Source organism: Yersinia bercovieri ATCC 43970, from assembly GCF_013282745.1.
GTDB lineage: Bacteria > Pseudomonadota > Gammaproteobacteria > Enterobacterales > Enterobacteriaceae > Yersinia > Yersinia bercovieri.
In genome coordinates, this window is the sequence record NZ_CP054044.1 from 1,069,554 (window position 1) to 1,085,420 (window position 15,867).

Here is a 15,867-nt window from a genome sequence, read left to right on the forward strand (position 1 = left end):
CCTTCTGTATCAAAATTATTAGCCCATGATGTTACCACCTAGTGCAAATAACCTTCATTGACTTCAAAAAGTAACTCTTCCATCTGCTGATAGGCAATTTCATAACCCGGTATGTTAAACAACACCATCAGCACAACCCACTTAAGATCTTCCAGATCGATCTCATTAGAATCTAACGCCATAATACGATCGATAACCATTTCACGGGTATCAAAGTGTAGTACCTGAATTTGTTCAAGAAATAGGATAAAACCACGACAACTGGTATCCAGGCGTTGAGACTCTTCCACAGTATAAATACGTAATGCTTGCGGATCGGCGGCATAGAGATAAGGTGCTTTCTGCCCTTCTTGTAAGTCAGCAAGAGCCTCCAACCAGTTCAGGGCGTTGTTGATATCCTCGCGATAGAAACCTGCGTCAGCAAGATCGTCAGTAATCTTATCTTGGTCGACAAGCATTTCCGACTCGTTATGCATATAAGTTTCAAATAAGTAAATTAAAACGTCGAACATGGCCTGCCCTCCTTAATCGGACATAGCCGCCGGGTACAGCTGCGATCCACCCTGCTAACTCCAGTTCGAGCAATTTGCTTACGATCTCTGGTACAGGTTGGCCGGCACGTTCGGCGACGACATCAACGGGTGTCACCTCATCTCCTACGTTAGCCAACACATCAGCAAATGGCAATTCAACTTGCCTCTCTGATGAAGAAATAATTGCTTTCTCAGGTAATGATATCCATTGAAGTGAACCGCCTAGCTGCTCGGCGACCCCTTCTACCGAGCTTGCCAAATAGGCGCCTTGCTGGATCAGCCAATGTACACCTTCGCTGGTTTCACTCCCTAATGGCCCCGGTAAAGCAAAAACATCTCTCCCTTGTTCAATAGCATAGCGGGCAGTAATTAAAGAGCCACTTTTCATTGTGGCCTCAACAACTAACACAGCCGAGCTTAATCCACTAATGATGCGGTTTCTTCTGGGGAAATGAGCGGCAATCGGTAATGCGGTCGTCAAAAACTCAGAGACCAAAGCCCCGCCTTGGTGTTCGATCTCTTTGGCTAACTGACTATGTCGCCGTGGATAGATATTTTCTAATCCGCTGCCTAATACCGCGATAGTCTTACCTTTCGCGCTCAAAGCCGCCTGATGACAAATGCCATCTATCCCCATGGCGAGGCCGCTGGTGATAACTAACCCGGTTCGGGCCAGCTCTGAAGCAAAATGACGGCCCCACTGTTCGCCATAATGGCTAAAATGGCGACTCCCAACCATGGCGACCTGTGGGCGATAGAGAACATCCAGCTCGCCGGAAACAAACAGCACCAAAGGTGCGCCTGAAATATGGGTTAAGCGGGGTGGGTAGCCTGGCTCACCATAGGTCAATAAGTGATGAGAGGGGTGATTCAACCAGGTTAATGTGGCTTCAATATAGTGGGGATCTACCTGATAAAACTGCTGACATTGCTGCGGACTCAGCCCATAAGCGGCTAAGCGCCCAGGGTGAATATCACCACTGGCAAGTAACCGCCTGACCAATCCCCCGCTCTTCGCTACACCAAACCCCTTAACCTTGCTCATCCTGAGCCATAATTCTGCTGCTAACATATCGCCTCCCTGGCTTGCTTTCTAAGCTGGCACCGATTTGTTCAATTGGTAGCCAATGCTGTCAATCCGAGCGAGAAATGTCTAGAATAGAGATTGAATATCATTCACTACTCGGACGCAGATCTAGATATTTATGTCAGTATTACAAGTATTACATTACCCAGATGAGCGGCTGCGCAAAATTGCTGCGCCGGTAAAAGAAGTCAATGGTGAAATCCAGCGCATTGTGGACGACATGTTCGAAACGATGTACGCAGAGGAAGGTATTGGTCTTGCCGCAACACAAGTGGATGTTCACCTGCAAATTATCGTCATTGATGTCTCGGAAAACCGTGACCAACGTCTGGTGCTAATTAACCCAGAGCTGTTGGAAAAAAGCGGTGAAACCGGCATCGAAGAGGGTTGTTTATCAATTCCTGAGCAACGTGCATTAGTTCCTCGAGCCGAAAAGGTAAAAATCAGAGCGCTGGATCGTGACGGTAAACCTTTCGAACTGGAAACTGATGATTTATTAGCAATTTGTATCCAGCATGAGATGGATCATTTGGTTGGAAAACTATTTGTGGACTATTTGTCACCGCTGAAACGTCAGCGTATCCGCCAAAAGCTGGAGAAAATGGCCAAGTTGAATGCCCGTGACAACTAACCCTTTCTAATGCAGGAAACCTACGTGTCTGACTCTTTGCGGATTATTTTTGCCGGAACTCCTGATTTTGCAGCGCGCCATCTCGGCGCGTTGTTGTCTTCCCAGCATCAGATTGTTGGTGTTTTTACTCAACCAGACCGCCCGGCGGGACGAGGTAACAAACTCACCCCTAGCCCGGTTAAAGTATTGGCAGAACAACAGGGTATCCCCGTTTTTCAGCCAAAATCATTACGGCCAGAAGAGAACCAACATTTAGTTGCTGATCTTAATGCAGATATTATGGTAGTGGTCGCTTATGGCCTGATTCTGCCAGCCTCTGTATTGGCAATGCCGCGATTAGGCTGCATCAATGTCCATGGTTCCCTGCTGCCACGCTGGCGTGGCGCTGCACCAATCCAACGTTCAGTATGGGCTGGAGATGCAAAAACTGGGGTTACCATCATGCAGATGGATGTTGGGCTAGATACTGGCGATATGTTGCATAAGATTGAATGTGATATTCAGCCGGAAGATACTAGTGCGACACTGTACGATAAATTGGCACAATTAGGCCCTCAAGGCTTATTGATAACATTGCAACAATTGGCCGAAGGCCGTGCACAGCCAGAAGTACAAGATGAAGCACAAGTGACTTATGCAGAAAAACTCAGCAAAGAAGAGGCTAAATTGGATTGGTCACTTTCTGCGGCTCAGTTAGAACGTTGTATTCGTGCTTTCAATCCTTGGCCAGTTAGCTATTTTGTCGTTGATGAACAGCCGGTTAAAGTCTGGCAAGCAGAGGTACTCCCGGCTGTTGATAATACCAAGCCTGGAACCATCATTCATGCTGATAAGCATGGTATCCAAGTGGCGACAGCCCAGGGTGTGTTAAATATCACTCAACTGCAACCTGCTGGGAAAAAAGCCATGTCTGCTGCTGACTTATTAAATTCACGTCGCGAGTGGTTCACTCCCGGTAACCAGTTAGCATAAAAGATCTCTTTAGTCATATACCCAATAGATTTCATGGTGCAGGAAGGCGGCAAGCAAGAGAATCCCGATGAGCTTACACCAGTAAATGATTCGGGTGACACATCTGCAACTTGAAAGATGACGGGTATAAATTTCATTGCCCGATACTTCATCATCGGGCCTCTTTCCCTTTATTTGCTGACGTTTGTCGGCTTTTTTGGTTATGAAAAACACATATAATCTCCGCAGCATCGCTGCCAAAGCAATTAGCCAGGTATTAGATCAGGGGCAATCGCTCAGTACCGTTTTGCCTGGGCTACACAACACTATTTCTGATAAAGATCGCGCATTGCTGCAGGAGTTGTGTTTTGGCACTTTGCGTGTCTTGCCGCAATTAGAGTGGTGCATCCAGCAGTTGATGGCTCGCCCGATGACGGGTAAGCAGCGCGTCTTTCATTATCTGATTATGGTTGGACTGTATCAGCTAATTTACACCCGTATTCCCCCCCATGCCGCGCTGGCAGAGACAGTCGAAGGTGCTACTGCGCTAAAACGCCCACAATTAAAGGGGCTGATTAACGGTGTATTGCGCCAATTCCAACGCCAACAAGTTGAACTACTGGAGCGTGCGGCAAATAATGATAGCCGCTATCTACATCCAAGCTGGTTATTGGCACGGATTAAGCTGGCTTATCCCGATCAGTGGCAGCAGATTTTGGATGCGAATAACCAGAAACCGCCAATGTGGTTACGTGTTAATCGCCTACACCATTCACGCAGTGAATATCTCGAACTCTTAAAACAAGCCGATATAGATGCTGCCCCGCATGATGCTTATCCCGATGCACTGCGTCTTATCACACCCTGTGCCGTCAGTGCGCTACCTGGTTTTGAACTTGGCTGGGTCACCGTGCAAGATGCATCAGCCCAGGGGTGTGTTGAACTGCTTGATCCACAAAATGGCGAACAGATCCTTGATCTCTGCGCAGCCCCCGGCGGCAAAACAACACATATTCTGGAAGCAGCACCAAAGGCCCATGTATTGGCGGTTGATATCGATGAGCAGCGCCTCAGCCGGGTGAAAGAGAATTTGCAACGCCTGCAACTGCATGCTGTCGTGCGTGTTGGCGATGGTAGAACCCCAGAAGCATGGTGCGGAGATCAACAATTTGATCGTATTTTGTTAGATGCGCCTTGCTCAGCAACCGGGGTTATTCGCCGCCACCCTGATATTAAGTGGTTACGCCGAGACAGTGACATTGCTGAACTAGCTCAATTGCAATCTGAGATCATTGAAGCTATCTGGCCTAAACTGAAAAAAGGTGGCGTAATGGTTTATGCTACCTGCTCTATATTGCCGGAAGAGAATCAGCAACAGATTGCCGCTTTCTTGCAGCGTCATTCTGAAGCCGAGTTGGTTGAAACAGGTACGACTGCAGCACCCGGTAAACAGAACCTGCCCCACCCTGAGGATGGCGACGGTTTCTTTTATGCCAAGTTAATCAAAAGGCTAAGTTGATCGAAAAATAGTCGTGGCTTTTGCTATGCCTCAAACCTAATTTCAGTGTGAAACAGAGAGCGCTATGAAAATAATTATTCTCGGGGCGGGGCAAGTTGGTGGAACCCTGGCGGAAAATCTGGTGGGTGAAAACAATGATATCACTGTCGTTGATGTTGACTCCGGCCGTCTACGCCAGTTGCAAGATAAATTTGATCTACGTGTAGTCCAGGGGCATGGTTCCCACCCTCGCGTGTTAAGAGAAGCGGGGGCAGAAGATGCCGACATGTTGGTTGCAGTGACGAATTCTGACGAAACCAATATGGTGGCCTGCCAAATCGCCTACTCACTATTTAATACGCCAAATCGTATTGCTCGTATTCGTTCAGCTGAATATATCCGTGAAGCCGACAAATTATTTCTTCCGGAAGCCGTTCCTATTGATCATCTAATATCACCAGAGCAGCTGGTTACCGATTATATCTATAAATTAATCGAGTATCCTGGCGCATTGCAGGTGGTCAATTTTGCTGAAGGTAAAGTCAGTATTGCCGCAGTTAAAGCCTATTATGGCGGGCCACTCGTAGGGAATGCATTGTCATCCCTACGTGAACATATGCCGCATATTGATACCCGCGTTGCCGCAATATTTCGTCAAGATCGTCCGATTCGTCCCCAAGGCTCAACTATCATTGAAGCGGGTGATGAAGTCTTCTTTGTCGCAGCCTCACAGCATATTCGCGCGGTAATGAGTGAGTTACAGCGTTTAGAAAAACCCTACAAACGCATTATGATTGTTGGTGGCGGGAATGTGGGTGCAGGCTTAGCCCTACGATTAGAAAAAAATTACAGCGTAAAATTAATTGAACGCGACCAGCAGAGAGCTGCTGAATTAGCCGAAATGCTGCATGACACAATCGTTTTTTATGGTGATGCTTCAGATCAAGAATTACTGGCAGAAGAGCACATCGAGCAGGTTGATGTTTTTATCGCGATTACCAATGATGATGAAGCTAATATCATGTCAGCTATGCTGGCAAAACGTATGGGCGCAAAAAAGGCGATGGTATTAATCCAACGTAGCGCTTATGTCGATCTGGTTCAGGGAAGTGTCATTGATATTGTTATCTCACCACAACAGGCCACCATTTCTGCACTATTAGGTCATGTTCGTAAAGCGGATATCGTCAGCGTATCCTCGCTAAGACGTGGTGTTGCTGAGGCAATAGAAGCGATTGCCCATGGTGATGAAAGCACATCAAAAGTTGTCGGTCGAATGGTTGAAGATATCAAGTTGCCACCAGGTACGACGATTGGGGCTATTGTGCGCGGTGATGAAGTTATTATTGCTAACGGTAATTCCATCATTAAGCAGGGCGATCATGTTGTGATGTTTATTACTCACAAGAAATTTGTTCCCGACGTTGAACGGTTGTTCCAACCAAGTCCATTCTTCTTGTAATGAATAATAGTTAAGCTAACCAAGCTGACTGATAAATTAAAACTAATCCCATGGGAGATTGGGAAAAATTTCCTATAATTATGCTCGTGCCGGGTTTTATTTAGCTAAAATTAAGTCATTCATTTTGAAATGGGGTGTGGGTTATGAGTTTTATGAAGGAGTTTCGTGAATTTGCCATGCGTGGCAATGTAGTAGACTTAGCTGTCGGTGTAATTATTGGTGCGGCATTTGGCAGGATTGTTTCTTCACTTGTTGCCGATATCATCATGCCCCCATTGGGCTTATTACTAGGTGGCGTCGATTTTAAGCAATTCCATTTCGTATTACGTGCTGCCGAAGGGACGATACCCGCAGTTGTCATGAATTACGGTACCTTCATTCAAAGTATTTTTGATTTTGTTATTGTGGCCCTGGCAATATTCTCTGCAGTTAAGCTTATGAATAAAATGCGCCGTGAAAAAGCGGAAGAACCTGCGGCAGCGCCAGCACCAACAACTGAAGAGAAGCTATTAGCAGAGATTCGTGATTTGCTGAAAGCACAGCAATCAAAATAATTTCGATTCGTTCGTACGTTAACGCCATCAAACGATGGCGTTTTTATTACCCTTAAATCAGAAGGCCAGTGGTAAATAATCTATCGACTGCTTACCACTGGCCTCCCAGTTACCGCCTTTTACGTGTTTATCTTTACGCTGATAACTCCCTTTCCCTTTACTACTCTTCTCAATGCGCTGCCTAAAAAGTGGATCATGGAGTAGCGCTTCTAATGCATTATCTTTTATTTTTCCTTTGGTATGGCGATATGTCGTCATAATAGTGCCTCACTGATGATATAGATTAAAAAACCAACAAATGATACTGCTTGTTTGAACTGAGTTAAACCCCCATCTAAAAATTTAGCCTTAAACTAATTCTTCCGCCGCTCCCTGCTCCAATGCTTCCAGAATAGAGCAATAAGTCGTCGCATGTGAACTACCACAACAAGCATTACTGAGACGTTTCAGTGACTCATGCATTTTTTTCAGCTCAGCAATCTTGCTTTCTACATCATGTAACCGCGAATCGACAATTGCCTTGGATTCCTGACAAGTATGATGTGCCGGATCAACACGGATCGACAGTAATTCAGCGATAGTTTCCAATGTAAACCCGAGCTGCTTTGCATAACGGATAAAACGCAAGCGCTGCAAATCTTGTTCAGTGTAAAGTCTATAACCGCCTTCCGTCCGTTCACCATGTTGCATCATTCCCTGTTTTTCATAATAACGGATAGTATCTGGTGTAACATCAGCAAGTTTAGCGAGTTGCCCAATCTTTAACATGTATTACTCCTCTTTAGACAGCTTATCTGCCACTTTATGCTGATACTCGTTGTGCAAAAAATCAGTGCTAAAGCCCGCTTGTCTCAATCGCATCTCTAGCAAGGCCAGCTGCTTATGTAGTTTTGCATGATCATCATGCTGCTTTTCTAGCTGCGATAACAAGTCAACAATAGTAAGTGCTTCCTTGCGGTCCTGTAATTGAGGGGGCAGGTATCCTGCATTTTTCAGTAATCTATACCCGACTCTCAGATCAAGAGGAACAAAGAGATCATCATCGAGTTGTAGTGGCTTGCCATTTCCTGGCAAATTATCGAGTTCGCCATTTTCCAGGGCTTGGATAATGTGTCTTTCAGCCCATTCATCGATTAATACCATGTCACACCCCAGAGAGAAGATCTCTCAAAATTGAAGGTTAGTTAAGATTAATGGGCTCATGGATAAATAATAGGGGGAAAAGAGATAAAGCACGAGAGTATGCATTACGTCATTGAATTATGGACGTAAAAAAACCGGGCAAGCCCGGTTTTTTTACGCGTTTACAGATTACTCTGCAGCAACTACTTCTGCTTGCGATGCAGCACGATCAACTAACTCGATGTAAGCCATCGGTGCGTTGTCGCCTGCACGGAAGCCACACTTCAGAATGCGAGTGTAACCACCGGCACGGCTCGCGAAACGCGGGCCTAGCTCGTTAAACAGTTTTGCCACGATCTCGTTATCACGAGTACGGGCGAATGCCAGACGACGATTAGCTACGCTGTCGGTCTTGGCAAGAGTAATCAGCGGCTCAACAACGCGACGCAGCTCTTTCGCTTTCGGCAGGGTCGTCTTGATTATCTCATGACGAACCAAAGAGCCGGCCATGTTACGGAACATAGCCTGGCGATGGCTGCTGTTACGGTTCAGTTGACGACCACTCTTACGATGGCGCATGACCTTATCCTTCTCAGTAAAACCTTAACCTGTGATCCGGTTACTCGTCAGCAATGCTAGCTGGCGGCCAATTTTCTAGGCGCATGCCTAAAGAAAGACCACGTGAAGCGAGCACGTCTTTAATCTCAGTAAGAGATTTTTTACCCAGGTTCGGCGTTTTCAGCAACTCAACCTCGGTACGCTGTACCAGATCACCGATGTAGTGGATAGCTTCTGCCTTGAGGCAGTTAGCAGAGCGGACAGTCAATTCCAGATCGTCAACAGGGCGCAGCAGGATCGGATCAAACTCTGGCTTCTCTTCTTTAACTTCCGGTTGACGTACATCACGTAGGTCAACGAAAGCTTCAAGCTGTTCAGCCAAGATAGTTGCCGCACGGCGGATCGCCTCTTCAGGATCGATCGTACCATTGGTTTCCATCTCGATAACCAACTTGTCCAGGTCGGTACGCTGTTCTACACGCGCTGCTTCAACATTGTAGGCAATACGCTCTACAGGGCTATAGCATGCGTCTACTAACAGACGACCAATCGGGCGCTCATCTTCTTCCGAATGAATTCGGGCAGAAGCCGGCACATAACCACGACCACGTTGAACTTTGATACGCATACTAATAGATGCGTTTTCATCGGTCAGGTGGCAGATAACGTGCTGCGGCTTGACGATTTCGACATCACCATCATGGGTGATATCGGCTGCAGTCACAGGGCCAATGCCAGACTTATTCAGGGTAAGAATAACTTCATCTTTACCCTGAACTCTCACCGCCAGCCCTTTCAGGTTGAGCAGGATCTCCAGGATATCTTCCTGTACGCCTTCTTTGGTGCTGTACTCATGCAGTACACCATCAATCTCAACCTCGGTCACCGCGCAACCCGGCATAGATGAAAGCAGAATACGGCGCAGTGCGTTGCCGAGAGTATGGCCAAAGCCACGCTCTAACGGCTCAAGGGTCACCTTGGCGTGCGTCGAACTGACTTGCTCGATATCTACCAGGCGCGGTTTTAGAAACTCTGTCACAGAACCCTGCATTGTGTCCTCTCTTTGGTACTAAGCTTTACTTGGAGTAAAGCTCGACGATCAGGTGTTCATTAATGTCCGCAGACAGATCAGTACGTTCAGGAATACGTTTGAACACACCTTCCATCTTGACAGCATCAACTTCCAGCCAAGTCGGCTTTTCACGCTGCTCAGCCAGCTCCAAAGCTGCCTTAACACGAGACTGCTTTTTAGCTTTCTCACGGATGCTGACTACGTCATTCGGAGATACCTGATAAGAAGCGATGTTAACAACGCGACCATTTACCATGATAGCTTTATGACTAACCAGCTGACGTGATTCAGCACGAGTTGCGCCAAAGCCCATACGGTAAACTACGTTATCCAGACGACCTTCCAGCAGTTGCAACAGGTTTGCACCAGTGTTGCCTTTCAGACGTGCTGCTTCTTTATAGTAGTTACGGAATTGACGTTCTAGAACACCATAGATACGGCGAACTTTTTGCTTTTCACGTAACTGCACACCGTAGTCAGACAGACGCGGTTTACGCGCACCGTGCTGGCCAGGTGGTTGTTCGATCTTACACTTGGTGTCAATCGCACGAACACCAGACTTAAGGAATAAGTCTGTGCCCTCACGACGGCTCAGCTTGAGCTTAGGCCCCAAATATCTTGCCATTTTCTCTCTCCAACAAACCTAAAAGCAGCGTTATACGCGGCGCTTTTTCGGCGGACGACAACCGTTATGAGGGATCGGAGTCACATCAGTAATATTAGTGATGCGGAAACCAGCCGCGTTTAACGCACGGATAGTAGACTCACGGCCCGGACCAGGTCCTTTAACCATAACTTCCAGATTCTTGATACCGTATTCTTTCACTGCGTCAGCGCAGCGCTCTGCTGCAACTTGCGCTGCGAACGGAGTAGACTTACGAGATCCACGGAAACCGGAACCACCTGCTGTTGCCCAACCCAATGCGTTACCTTGACGATCTGTAATGGTAACGATGGTGTTGTTGAAAGAAGCATGGATATGAGCCACACCGTCAGAGACTGTCTTTCTTACACGCTTACGTGCACGAATAGGTGCCTTTGCCATTATTCAATCACCCCGATTATTTCTTGATCGGTTTACGCGGACCCTTACGGGTACGTGCGTTGGTCTTAGTACGCTGACCGCGAACTGGTAGACCACGACGATGACGCAAACCACGATAAGTCCCAAGGTCCATCAGACGCTTGATGCTCAGGGTCACCTCACGACGCAGATCACCTTCTACAACGTACTTGGCAACTTCGTCACGCAGCTTCTCGATTTGCTCTTCAGACAGCTCACTGATCTTAACATTTTCAGCAATACCCGCTGCAACACAGATAGCCTGTGAGCGAGTTTTACCGATGCCGTAGATCGCAGTTAATGCGATAACGGTATGTTTCTGATCAGGAATGTTAATGCCTGCTATACGGGCCACTATGCACTCCTACTATTTTATACAGCAATACCATTCTGAAAAGCCCGTTTTCAGGATACTCAAATAGCATTGCAGTCACATACAAAAGATTGGCTGGCTAATCTAGCCAGCTCAACCCAACTTTGCAAGAAAAATATGCAAGATAAATCAGCCTTGACGCTGTTTATGCTTTGGTTCGGCACTGCAGATTACGCGAACGACACCGTTACGCTTAACAATTTTGCAGTTACGACATAATTTCTTGACGGAAGCACGAACTTTCATTTTTACTCTCCGTAACTTCTCAAACATCCCTGATTAGCGGTTATAGCCTTTCAGGTTTGCTTTCTTCAATGCAGACTCGTATTGACTCGACATCATCAGAGTTTGCACTTGAGCCATAAAGTCCATGATGACCACCACTACGATAAGTAGGGAGGTACCACCAAAGTAAAATGGTACTTTCATCGCGTCACGCATGAACTCCGGGATCAGGCAGATGAAAGTAATATACATCGCACCAATTAAGGTTAGACGCGTCATTACTTTATCGATGTACTTCGCCGTTTGCTCTCCCGGACGAATTCCTGGCACGAATGCACCGGACTTCTTCAGGTTATCTGCTGTTTCACGCGGGTTGAAAACTAGCGCCGTGTAGAAGAAACAGAAGAAGATGATTGCAGACGCATAGAGTAACACATAAAGCGGCTGTCCTGGCTGCAAATACATCGAAATAGTCGTCAGCCAGTTCCAACCTGTCCCACCCCCAAACCATGATGCAATCGTGGCAGGGAACAGAATTATGCTGGAAGCGAAGATTGCAGGGATAACCCCGGCCATGTTCACTTTCAACGGTAAGTGTGTGCTCTGTGCTGCATAAACACGACGACCTTGTTGACGTTTAGCATAGTTAACGACGATACGACGTTGACCACGTTCAATGAAAACAACGAAGAAGGTTACTGCAAACACTAATACTGCAACCAACAGCAACAGGAGGAAGTGCAGGTCGCCTTGCCGAGCTTGCTCGATGGTATGGGCTATTGCAGGTGGTAGACCGGCAACAATACCAGCAAAGATTATGATTGAAATACCGTTACCGATACCACGCTCAGTAATCTGTTCGCCAAGCCACATCAGGAACATAGTCCCGGTGACCAAGCTAACAACAGCGGTAAAGTAGAAGGCAAAGCCTGGATTGATTACCAGACCTTGCATCCCAGGCATATTCGGTAGACCGGTAGCAATACCGATCGATTGGAATATAGCCAATACCAACGTGCCATAACGGGTGTACTGACTAATCTTACGACGGCCAGCTTCCCCTTCTTTCTTTATTTCTGCTAACGCTGGATGAACCACCGTTAACAGCTGGATAATAATTGATGCCGAAATATACGGCATGATACCCAAGGCAAAGATAGAAGCACGACTGAGAGCACCACCAGAGAACATGTTAAACATTTCAATGATGGTCCCTCTCTGTTGCTCGAGCAATTTAGCAAGCACAGTGGCATCGATACCAGGAATCGGAATAAAAGAGCCGATACGGAAAACAATAAGCGCACCGATAACAAACAAAAGTCTGCGCTTCAGTTCGCCTAATCCGCCTTTAGCACTTTGAAAATCTAATCCTGGTTGCTTAGCCATCTGCTACTTATTCCTCAATTTTACCGCCAGCAGCTTCGATAGCAGCACGAGCGCCTTTGGTGACACGCAGACCACGAAGAGTTACCGCACGAGTGATTTCGCCTGAAAGCATAACTTTCGCGAACTCAATCTGGGTACCAACAACGTTAGCGGCTTTCAGCGTGTTCAGGTCGATTACGTCGCCTTCCACTAAAGCCAATTCAGACAGACGAACTTCTGCCGTGATCATAGCTTTGCGAGAGGTGAAGCCGAATTTCGGCAAACGACGATATAAAGGCATCTGACCACCTTCAAAACCACGACGTACGCCACCACCAGAACGTGAGTTCTGACCTTTGTGACCACGACCAGCAGTTTTACCCAGGCCAGAACCGATACCACGACCTACACGCTTCGGCGCATGCTTGGCACCATCAGCCGGAGACAGAGTATTTAAACGCATCTGTTACTCCTCAACTTTAACCATGTAGGAAACCAAGTTGACCATACCACGTACAGCGGGAGTATCCTCACGCTCTACAGTATGACCAATACGACGCAGACCTAAACCGATCAGAGTTGCCTTGTGTTTCGGCAAACGACCGATACTGCTTTTTGTTTGAGTTACTTTAATAGTCTTTGCCATGGTTATTTCCCTAGAATTTCTTCGACGGACTTACCACGCTTGGCAGCGACCATTTCTGGGGATTTCATATCTTCCAGAGCTAAAATAGTTGCACGAACCACGTTGATCGGGTTAGTAGAACCATATGCCTTGGCCAATACGTTATGAACCCCTGCAACTTCCAAGACGGCGCGCATTGCACCACCGGCGATAATACCGGTACCTTCAGAAGCTGGTTGCATGAATACACGAGAACCTGTGTGAGCACCTTTAACTGGGTGCTGCAGGGTACCGTTATCCAAAGCAACATTAATCATAGCGCGACGGGCTTTTTCCATCGCTTTCTGGATCGCTGCCGGAACTTCGCGTGCTTTGCCGTAGCCAAAACCAACGCGACCGTTACCATCACCAACTACTGTTAGTGCGGTAAAGCTGAAAATACGGCCACCTTTTACGGTTTTAGATACGCGGTTTACCGCGATCAGCTTTTCCTGCAGTTCGCCAGCTTGTTTTTCGATGTGTGACATCTTACACCTCTACCTTAGAACTGAAGGCCAGCTTCACGGGCAGCATCTGCCAGTGCCTGGACTCGACCATGATATTGGAAACCGGAACGGTCAAAGGATACTTTCGTGATCCCTTTTTCCAATGCGCGCTCTGCAACAGCTTTACCTACAGCTGCGGCGGCATCTTTGTTGCCGGCGTACTTCAATTGCTCATTGATAGCTTTTTCTACAGTAGAAGCTGCTACCAAAATTTCAGAACCGTTTGGTGCAATAACCTGCGCGTAAATATGGCGTGGGGTACGATGTACCACCAGGCGAGTCGCACCCAGTTCTTTGAGCTTGCGGCGTGCGCGGGTCGCACGACGGATACGAGCTGCTTTCTTATCCATAGTGTTACCTTACTTCTTCTTAGCCTCTTTGGTACGCACGACTTCGTCGGCGTAACGGACACCCTTGCCTTTATAAGGCTCAGGACGACGGTAGGCACGCAAATCTGCTGCAACCTGACCAATCACCTGCTTATCAGCGCCTTTCAGCACGATTTCAGTTTGGGTCGGGCATTCGGCAGTGATGCCAGCCGGCAATTCATGGTCAACTGGATGAGAGAAGCCTAAGGCTAAATTCACCACGTTGCCTTTAACTGCGGCACGGTAACCTACGCCTACCAGTTGAAGCTTCTTAGTGAAGCCTTCGGTAACACCAACGACCATTGCGTTAAGCAGTGCACGAGTGGTACCCGCTTGGGCCCAACCGTCTACAGCGCCTTCGCGTGGAGCGAAAGTCAATGTATTATCTTCTTGCTTAACTTCAACAGCGCTATGGACGGTACGAGTCAGCTCGCCGTTCTTACCCTTTATCGAAATAACCTGACCGTTGAGTTTTACCTCTACGCCGGCAGGAATGACGACGGGTGCTTTTGCAACACGAGACATTCTTTCCTCCCGAATTAAGCTACGTAGCAGATAATCTCGCCACCAAGACCAGCTTGGCGAGCTGCACGATCGGTCATAACACCTTTAGAGGTAGAAATAACAGCGATACCCAAACCGGCCATAACTTTTGGCAGCTCATCTTTTTTCTTATAGATGCGCAGACCTGGACGGCTGATACGTTGAATGCTTTCTACCACTGCCTTGCCCTGGAAATACTTAAGTGCTAATTCCAGAGTAGGCTTGGTGTCGCCTTCGATTTTAAAATCTTCAATAAAGCCTTCTTCCTTCAGAACGTTGGCAATTGCCACTTTCAGCTTGGAGGAAGGCATGGTGACCGCAACTTTGTTTGCGGCTTGACCGTTACGGATACGGGTCAGCATATCCGCGATCGGATCTTGCATGCTCATCTGTCTTTACTCCCGTGATTCAATTGGTGACAATTACCAGCTAGCCTTTTTAAGGCCCGGGATTTCACCGCGCATTGCGGTTTCACGGACTTTAATACGGCTCAACCCGAACTTCCGCAGGAAACCATGCGGACGACCAGTTTGGTTGCAGCGGTTACGCTGACGGGACGGGCTGGAATCACGCGGCAGAGACTGCAGCTTCAGAACAGCATTCCAACGATCTTCGTCGGATGAGTTCACACCAGAGATAATAGCTTTTAATTCCTCGCGTTGAGCGCGGTATTTGTTAGCTAGTTTCACGCGAACAACTTCGCGTGCTTTCATTGATTGCTTAGCCATCAGTAACCCTACCTTACTTGCGGAATGGGAATTTAAAAGCAGCCAACAATGCACGGCCTTCATCATCGGATTTCGCAGTAGTGGTAATGGTAATATCCAAACCACGTACACGATCGACTTTATCGTAGTCGATTTCCGGGAAGATGATCTGCTCGCGCACACCCATGCTGTAGTTTCCACGACCATCGAATGACTTAGCGGACAAGCCACGGAAGTCACGGATACGCGGAACAGCAATGGTAATCAGACGCTCAAAGAATTCCCACATGCGTTCGCCACGCAGGGTTACTTTACAGCCGATCGGATAGCCCTGACGGATTTTGAAGCCTGCAACAGATTTGCGTGCTTTGGTGATAAACGGCTTTTGGCCGGAGATAGCTGCCAAGTCAGCTGCTGCATTATCCAGCAGTTTCTTGTCAGCGATCGCTTCACCAACACCCATGTTCAGGGTGATCTTCTCGACCCGAGGGACTTGCATGACAGAGTTGTAGCCAAACTGAGACATCAGTTGTTTGACCACCTCGTCTTTGTAGTAATCATGCAGTTTCGCCATCGTATTACTCC

At 47.4% G+C, this 15,867-nt stretch carries 25 protein-coding genes; 5 read left to right on the forward strand and 20 right to left on the reverse strand.

Annotated features, from left to right (window positions below):
* Positions 1-38 precede the first annotated feature (38 nt).
* Positions 39-512 carry a DUF494 family protein gene (locus tag HRK25_RS04840; protein ID WP_032896807.1) on the reverse strand — a complete coding sequence of 158 codons (474 nt, stop codon included), beginning with the start codon at positions 510-512 and terminating at the stop codon, positions 39-41.
* On the reverse strand, positions 484-1,605 hold the full coding sequence (dprA, locus tag HRK25_RS04845; RefSeq protein WP_005271822.1) for a DNA-protecting protein DprA: 1,122 nt from the start codon (positions 1,603-1,605) through the stop codon (positions 484-486). Before dprA ends, HRK25_RS04840 begins: the two co-directional genes overlap by 29 nt.
* Positions 1,606-1,738: 133 nt before the next feature.
* Between dprA and def the strand changes: the two genes are divergently transcribed.
* The 5 genes from def (at position 1,739) to mscL (ending at position 6,716) form a co-directional block, all read left to right on the forward strand.
* Entirely contained in the window at positions 1,739-2,251 is a 513-nt protein-coding gene (gene def, locus HRK25_RS04850; RefSeq protein ID WP_005271820.1) for a peptide deformylase, read from the forward strand.
* 24 nt (positions 2,252-2,275) lie between these two features.
* A complete protein-coding gene (gene fmt, locus HRK25_RS04855; RefSeq protein WP_005271817.1) occupies positions 2,276-3,223 on the forward strand; it encodes a methionyl-tRNA formyltransferase in 948 nt (315 codons plus the stop codon).
* Positions 3,224-3,425: 202 nt separating this feature from the next.
* Entirely contained in the window at positions 3,426-4,721 is a 1,296-nt protein-coding gene (gene rsmB, locus HRK25_RS04860; protein ID WP_005271816.1) for a 16S rRNA (cytosine(967)-C(5))-methyltransferase RsmB, read from the forward strand.
* Positions 4,722-4,785: 64 nt separating this feature from the next.
* Positions 4,786-6,162 carry a Trk system potassium transporter TrkA gene (gene trkA, locus HRK25_RS04865; protein ID WP_005271815.1) on the forward strand — a complete coding sequence of 459 codons (1,377 nt, stop codon included), beginning with the start codon at positions 4,786-4,788 and terminating at the stop codon, positions 6,160-6,162.
* A 143-nt stretch (positions 6,163-6,305) separates the two neighbouring features.
* On the forward strand, positions 6,306-6,716 hold the full coding sequence (mscL, locus tag HRK25_RS04870; protein WP_005271814.1) for a large-conductance mechanosensitive channel protein MscL: 411 nt from the start codon (positions 6,306-6,308) through the stop codon (positions 6,714-6,716).
* Positions 6,717-6,773: 57 nt separating this feature from the next.
* Here mscL and HRK25_RS04875 read toward each other — a convergent pair whose 3' ends face one another.
* The 18 genes from HRK25_RS04875 to rplE form a co-directional block, all read right to left on the reverse strand.
* A complete protein-coding gene (locus HRK25_RS04875; protein ID WP_005271813.1) occupies positions 6,774-6,974 on the reverse strand; it encodes an alternative ribosome-rescue factor A in 201 nt (66 codons plus the stop codon).
* A 90-nt stretch (positions 6,975-7,064) separates the two neighbouring features.
* Positions 7,065-7,484, reverse strand: a complete 420-nt coding sequence (zntR, locus tag HRK25_RS04880; protein ID WP_005271811.1) for a Zn(2+)-responsive transcriptional regulator — start codon at positions 7,482-7,484, stop codon at positions 7,065-7,067.
* Positions 7,485-7,487: 3 nt separating this feature from the next.
* Positions 7,488-7,859 (reverse strand): DnaJ family domain-containing protein, encoded by a 372-nt coding sequence (locus HRK25_RS04885; RefSeq protein ID WP_005271808.1) that lies wholly within the window; start codon positions 7,857-7,859, stop codon positions 7,488-7,490.
* Between the two features lie 168 nt (positions 7,860-8,027).
* Complete coding sequence (gene rplQ, locus HRK25_RS04890; protein WP_004391407.1) at positions 8,028-8,417, reverse strand: 50S ribosomal protein L17; 390 nt, start codon at positions 8,415-8,417, stop codon at positions 8,028-8,030.
* A 40-nt stretch (positions 8,418-8,457) separates the two neighbouring features.
* Positions 8,458-9,447: a DNA-directed RNA polymerase subunit alpha gene (locus HRK25_RS04895; protein ID WP_002438685.1), complete on the reverse strand. Its 990-nt coding sequence runs from the start codon at positions 9,445-9,447 to the stop codon at positions 8,458-8,460.
* A 25-nt stretch (positions 9,448-9,472) separates the two neighbouring features.
* The gene (rpsD, locus tag HRK25_RS04900) at positions 9,473-10,093 is read right to left on the reverse strand and encodes a 30S ribosomal protein S4 (RefSeq protein WP_002218949.1); all 621 of its coding nucleotides are present in this window, start codon (positions 10,091-10,093) and stop codon (positions 9,473-9,475) included.
* Positions 10,094-10,123: 30 nt separating this feature from the next.
* Positions 10,124-10,513 carry a 30S ribosomal protein S11 gene (gene rpsK / locus HRK25_RS04905; protein ID WP_004709234.1) on the reverse strand — a complete coding sequence of 130 codons (390 nt, stop codon included), beginning with the start codon at positions 10,511-10,513 and terminating at the stop codon, positions 10,124-10,126.
* 16 nt (positions 10,514-10,529) lie between these two features.
* Complete coding sequence (gene rpsM / locus HRK25_RS04910; protein ID WP_004702348.1) at positions 10,530-10,886, reverse strand: 30S ribosomal protein S13; 357 nt, start codon at positions 10,884-10,886, stop codon at positions 10,530-10,532.
* Positions 10,887-11,033: 147 nt separating this feature from the next.
* Complete coding sequence (gene rpmJ / locus HRK25_RS04915; protein ID WP_002227352.1) at positions 11,034-11,150, reverse strand: 50S ribosomal protein L36; 117 nt, start codon at positions 11,148-11,150, stop codon at positions 11,034-11,036.
* Between the two features lie 33 nt (positions 11,151-11,183).
* Entirely contained in the window at positions 11,184-12,515 is a 1,332-nt protein-coding gene (secY, locus tag HRK25_RS04920; RefSeq protein ID WP_002213344.1) for a preprotein translocase subunit SecY, read from the reverse strand.
* Positions 12,516-12,522: 7 nt separating this feature from the next.
* Positions 12,523-12,957 (reverse strand): 50S ribosomal protein L15, encoded by a 435-nt coding sequence (gene rplO / locus HRK25_RS04925; protein ID WP_004709236.1) that lies wholly within the window; start codon positions 12,955-12,957, stop codon positions 12,523-12,525.
* Between the two features lie 3 nt (positions 12,958-12,960).
* Positions 12,961-13,140, reverse strand: coding sequence for a 50S ribosomal protein L30 (gene rpmD / locus HRK25_RS04930; RefSeq protein ID WP_002213339.1), 180 nt, complete (start codon positions 13,138-13,140; stop codon positions 12,961-12,963).
* Positions 13,141-13,142: 2 nt separating this feature from the next.
* Positions 13,143-13,646, reverse strand: coding sequence for a 30S ribosomal protein S5 (gene rpsE, locus HRK25_RS04935; protein WP_004875101.1), 504 nt, complete (start codon positions 13,644-13,646; stop codon positions 13,143-13,145).
* Between the two features lie 14 nt (positions 13,647-13,660).
* Entirely contained in the window at positions 13,661-14,014 is a 354-nt protein-coding gene (gene rplR, locus HRK25_RS04940; protein WP_004391413.1) for a 50S ribosomal protein L18, read from the reverse strand.
* A 9-nt stretch (positions 14,015-14,023) separates the two neighbouring features.
* The gene (gene rplF / locus HRK25_RS04945) at positions 14,024-14,557 is read right to left on the reverse strand and encodes a 50S ribosomal protein L6 (RefSeq protein WP_005271806.1); all 534 of its coding nucleotides are present in this window, start codon (positions 14,555-14,557) and stop codon (positions 14,024-14,026) included.
* Between the two features lie 14 nt (positions 14,558-14,571).
* On the reverse strand, positions 14,572-14,964 hold the full coding sequence (rpsH, locus tag HRK25_RS04950; protein WP_019213301.1) for a 30S ribosomal protein S8: 393 nt from the start codon (positions 14,962-14,964) through the stop codon (positions 14,572-14,574).
* 33 nt (positions 14,965-14,997) lie between these two features.
* Positions 14,998-15,303, reverse strand: coding sequence for a 30S ribosomal protein S14 (rpsN, locus tag HRK25_RS04955; RefSeq protein WP_004391418.1), 306 nt, complete (start codon positions 15,301-15,303; stop codon positions 14,998-15,000).
* A gap of 13 nt (positions 15,304-15,316) precedes the next feature.
* Positions 15,317-15,856 (reverse strand): 50S ribosomal protein L5, encoded by a 540-nt coding sequence (rplE, locus tag HRK25_RS04960; RefSeq protein ID WP_004391419.1) that lies wholly within the window; start codon positions 15,854-15,856, stop codon positions 15,317-15,319.
* Positions 15,857-15,867 lie beyond the last annotated feature (11 nt).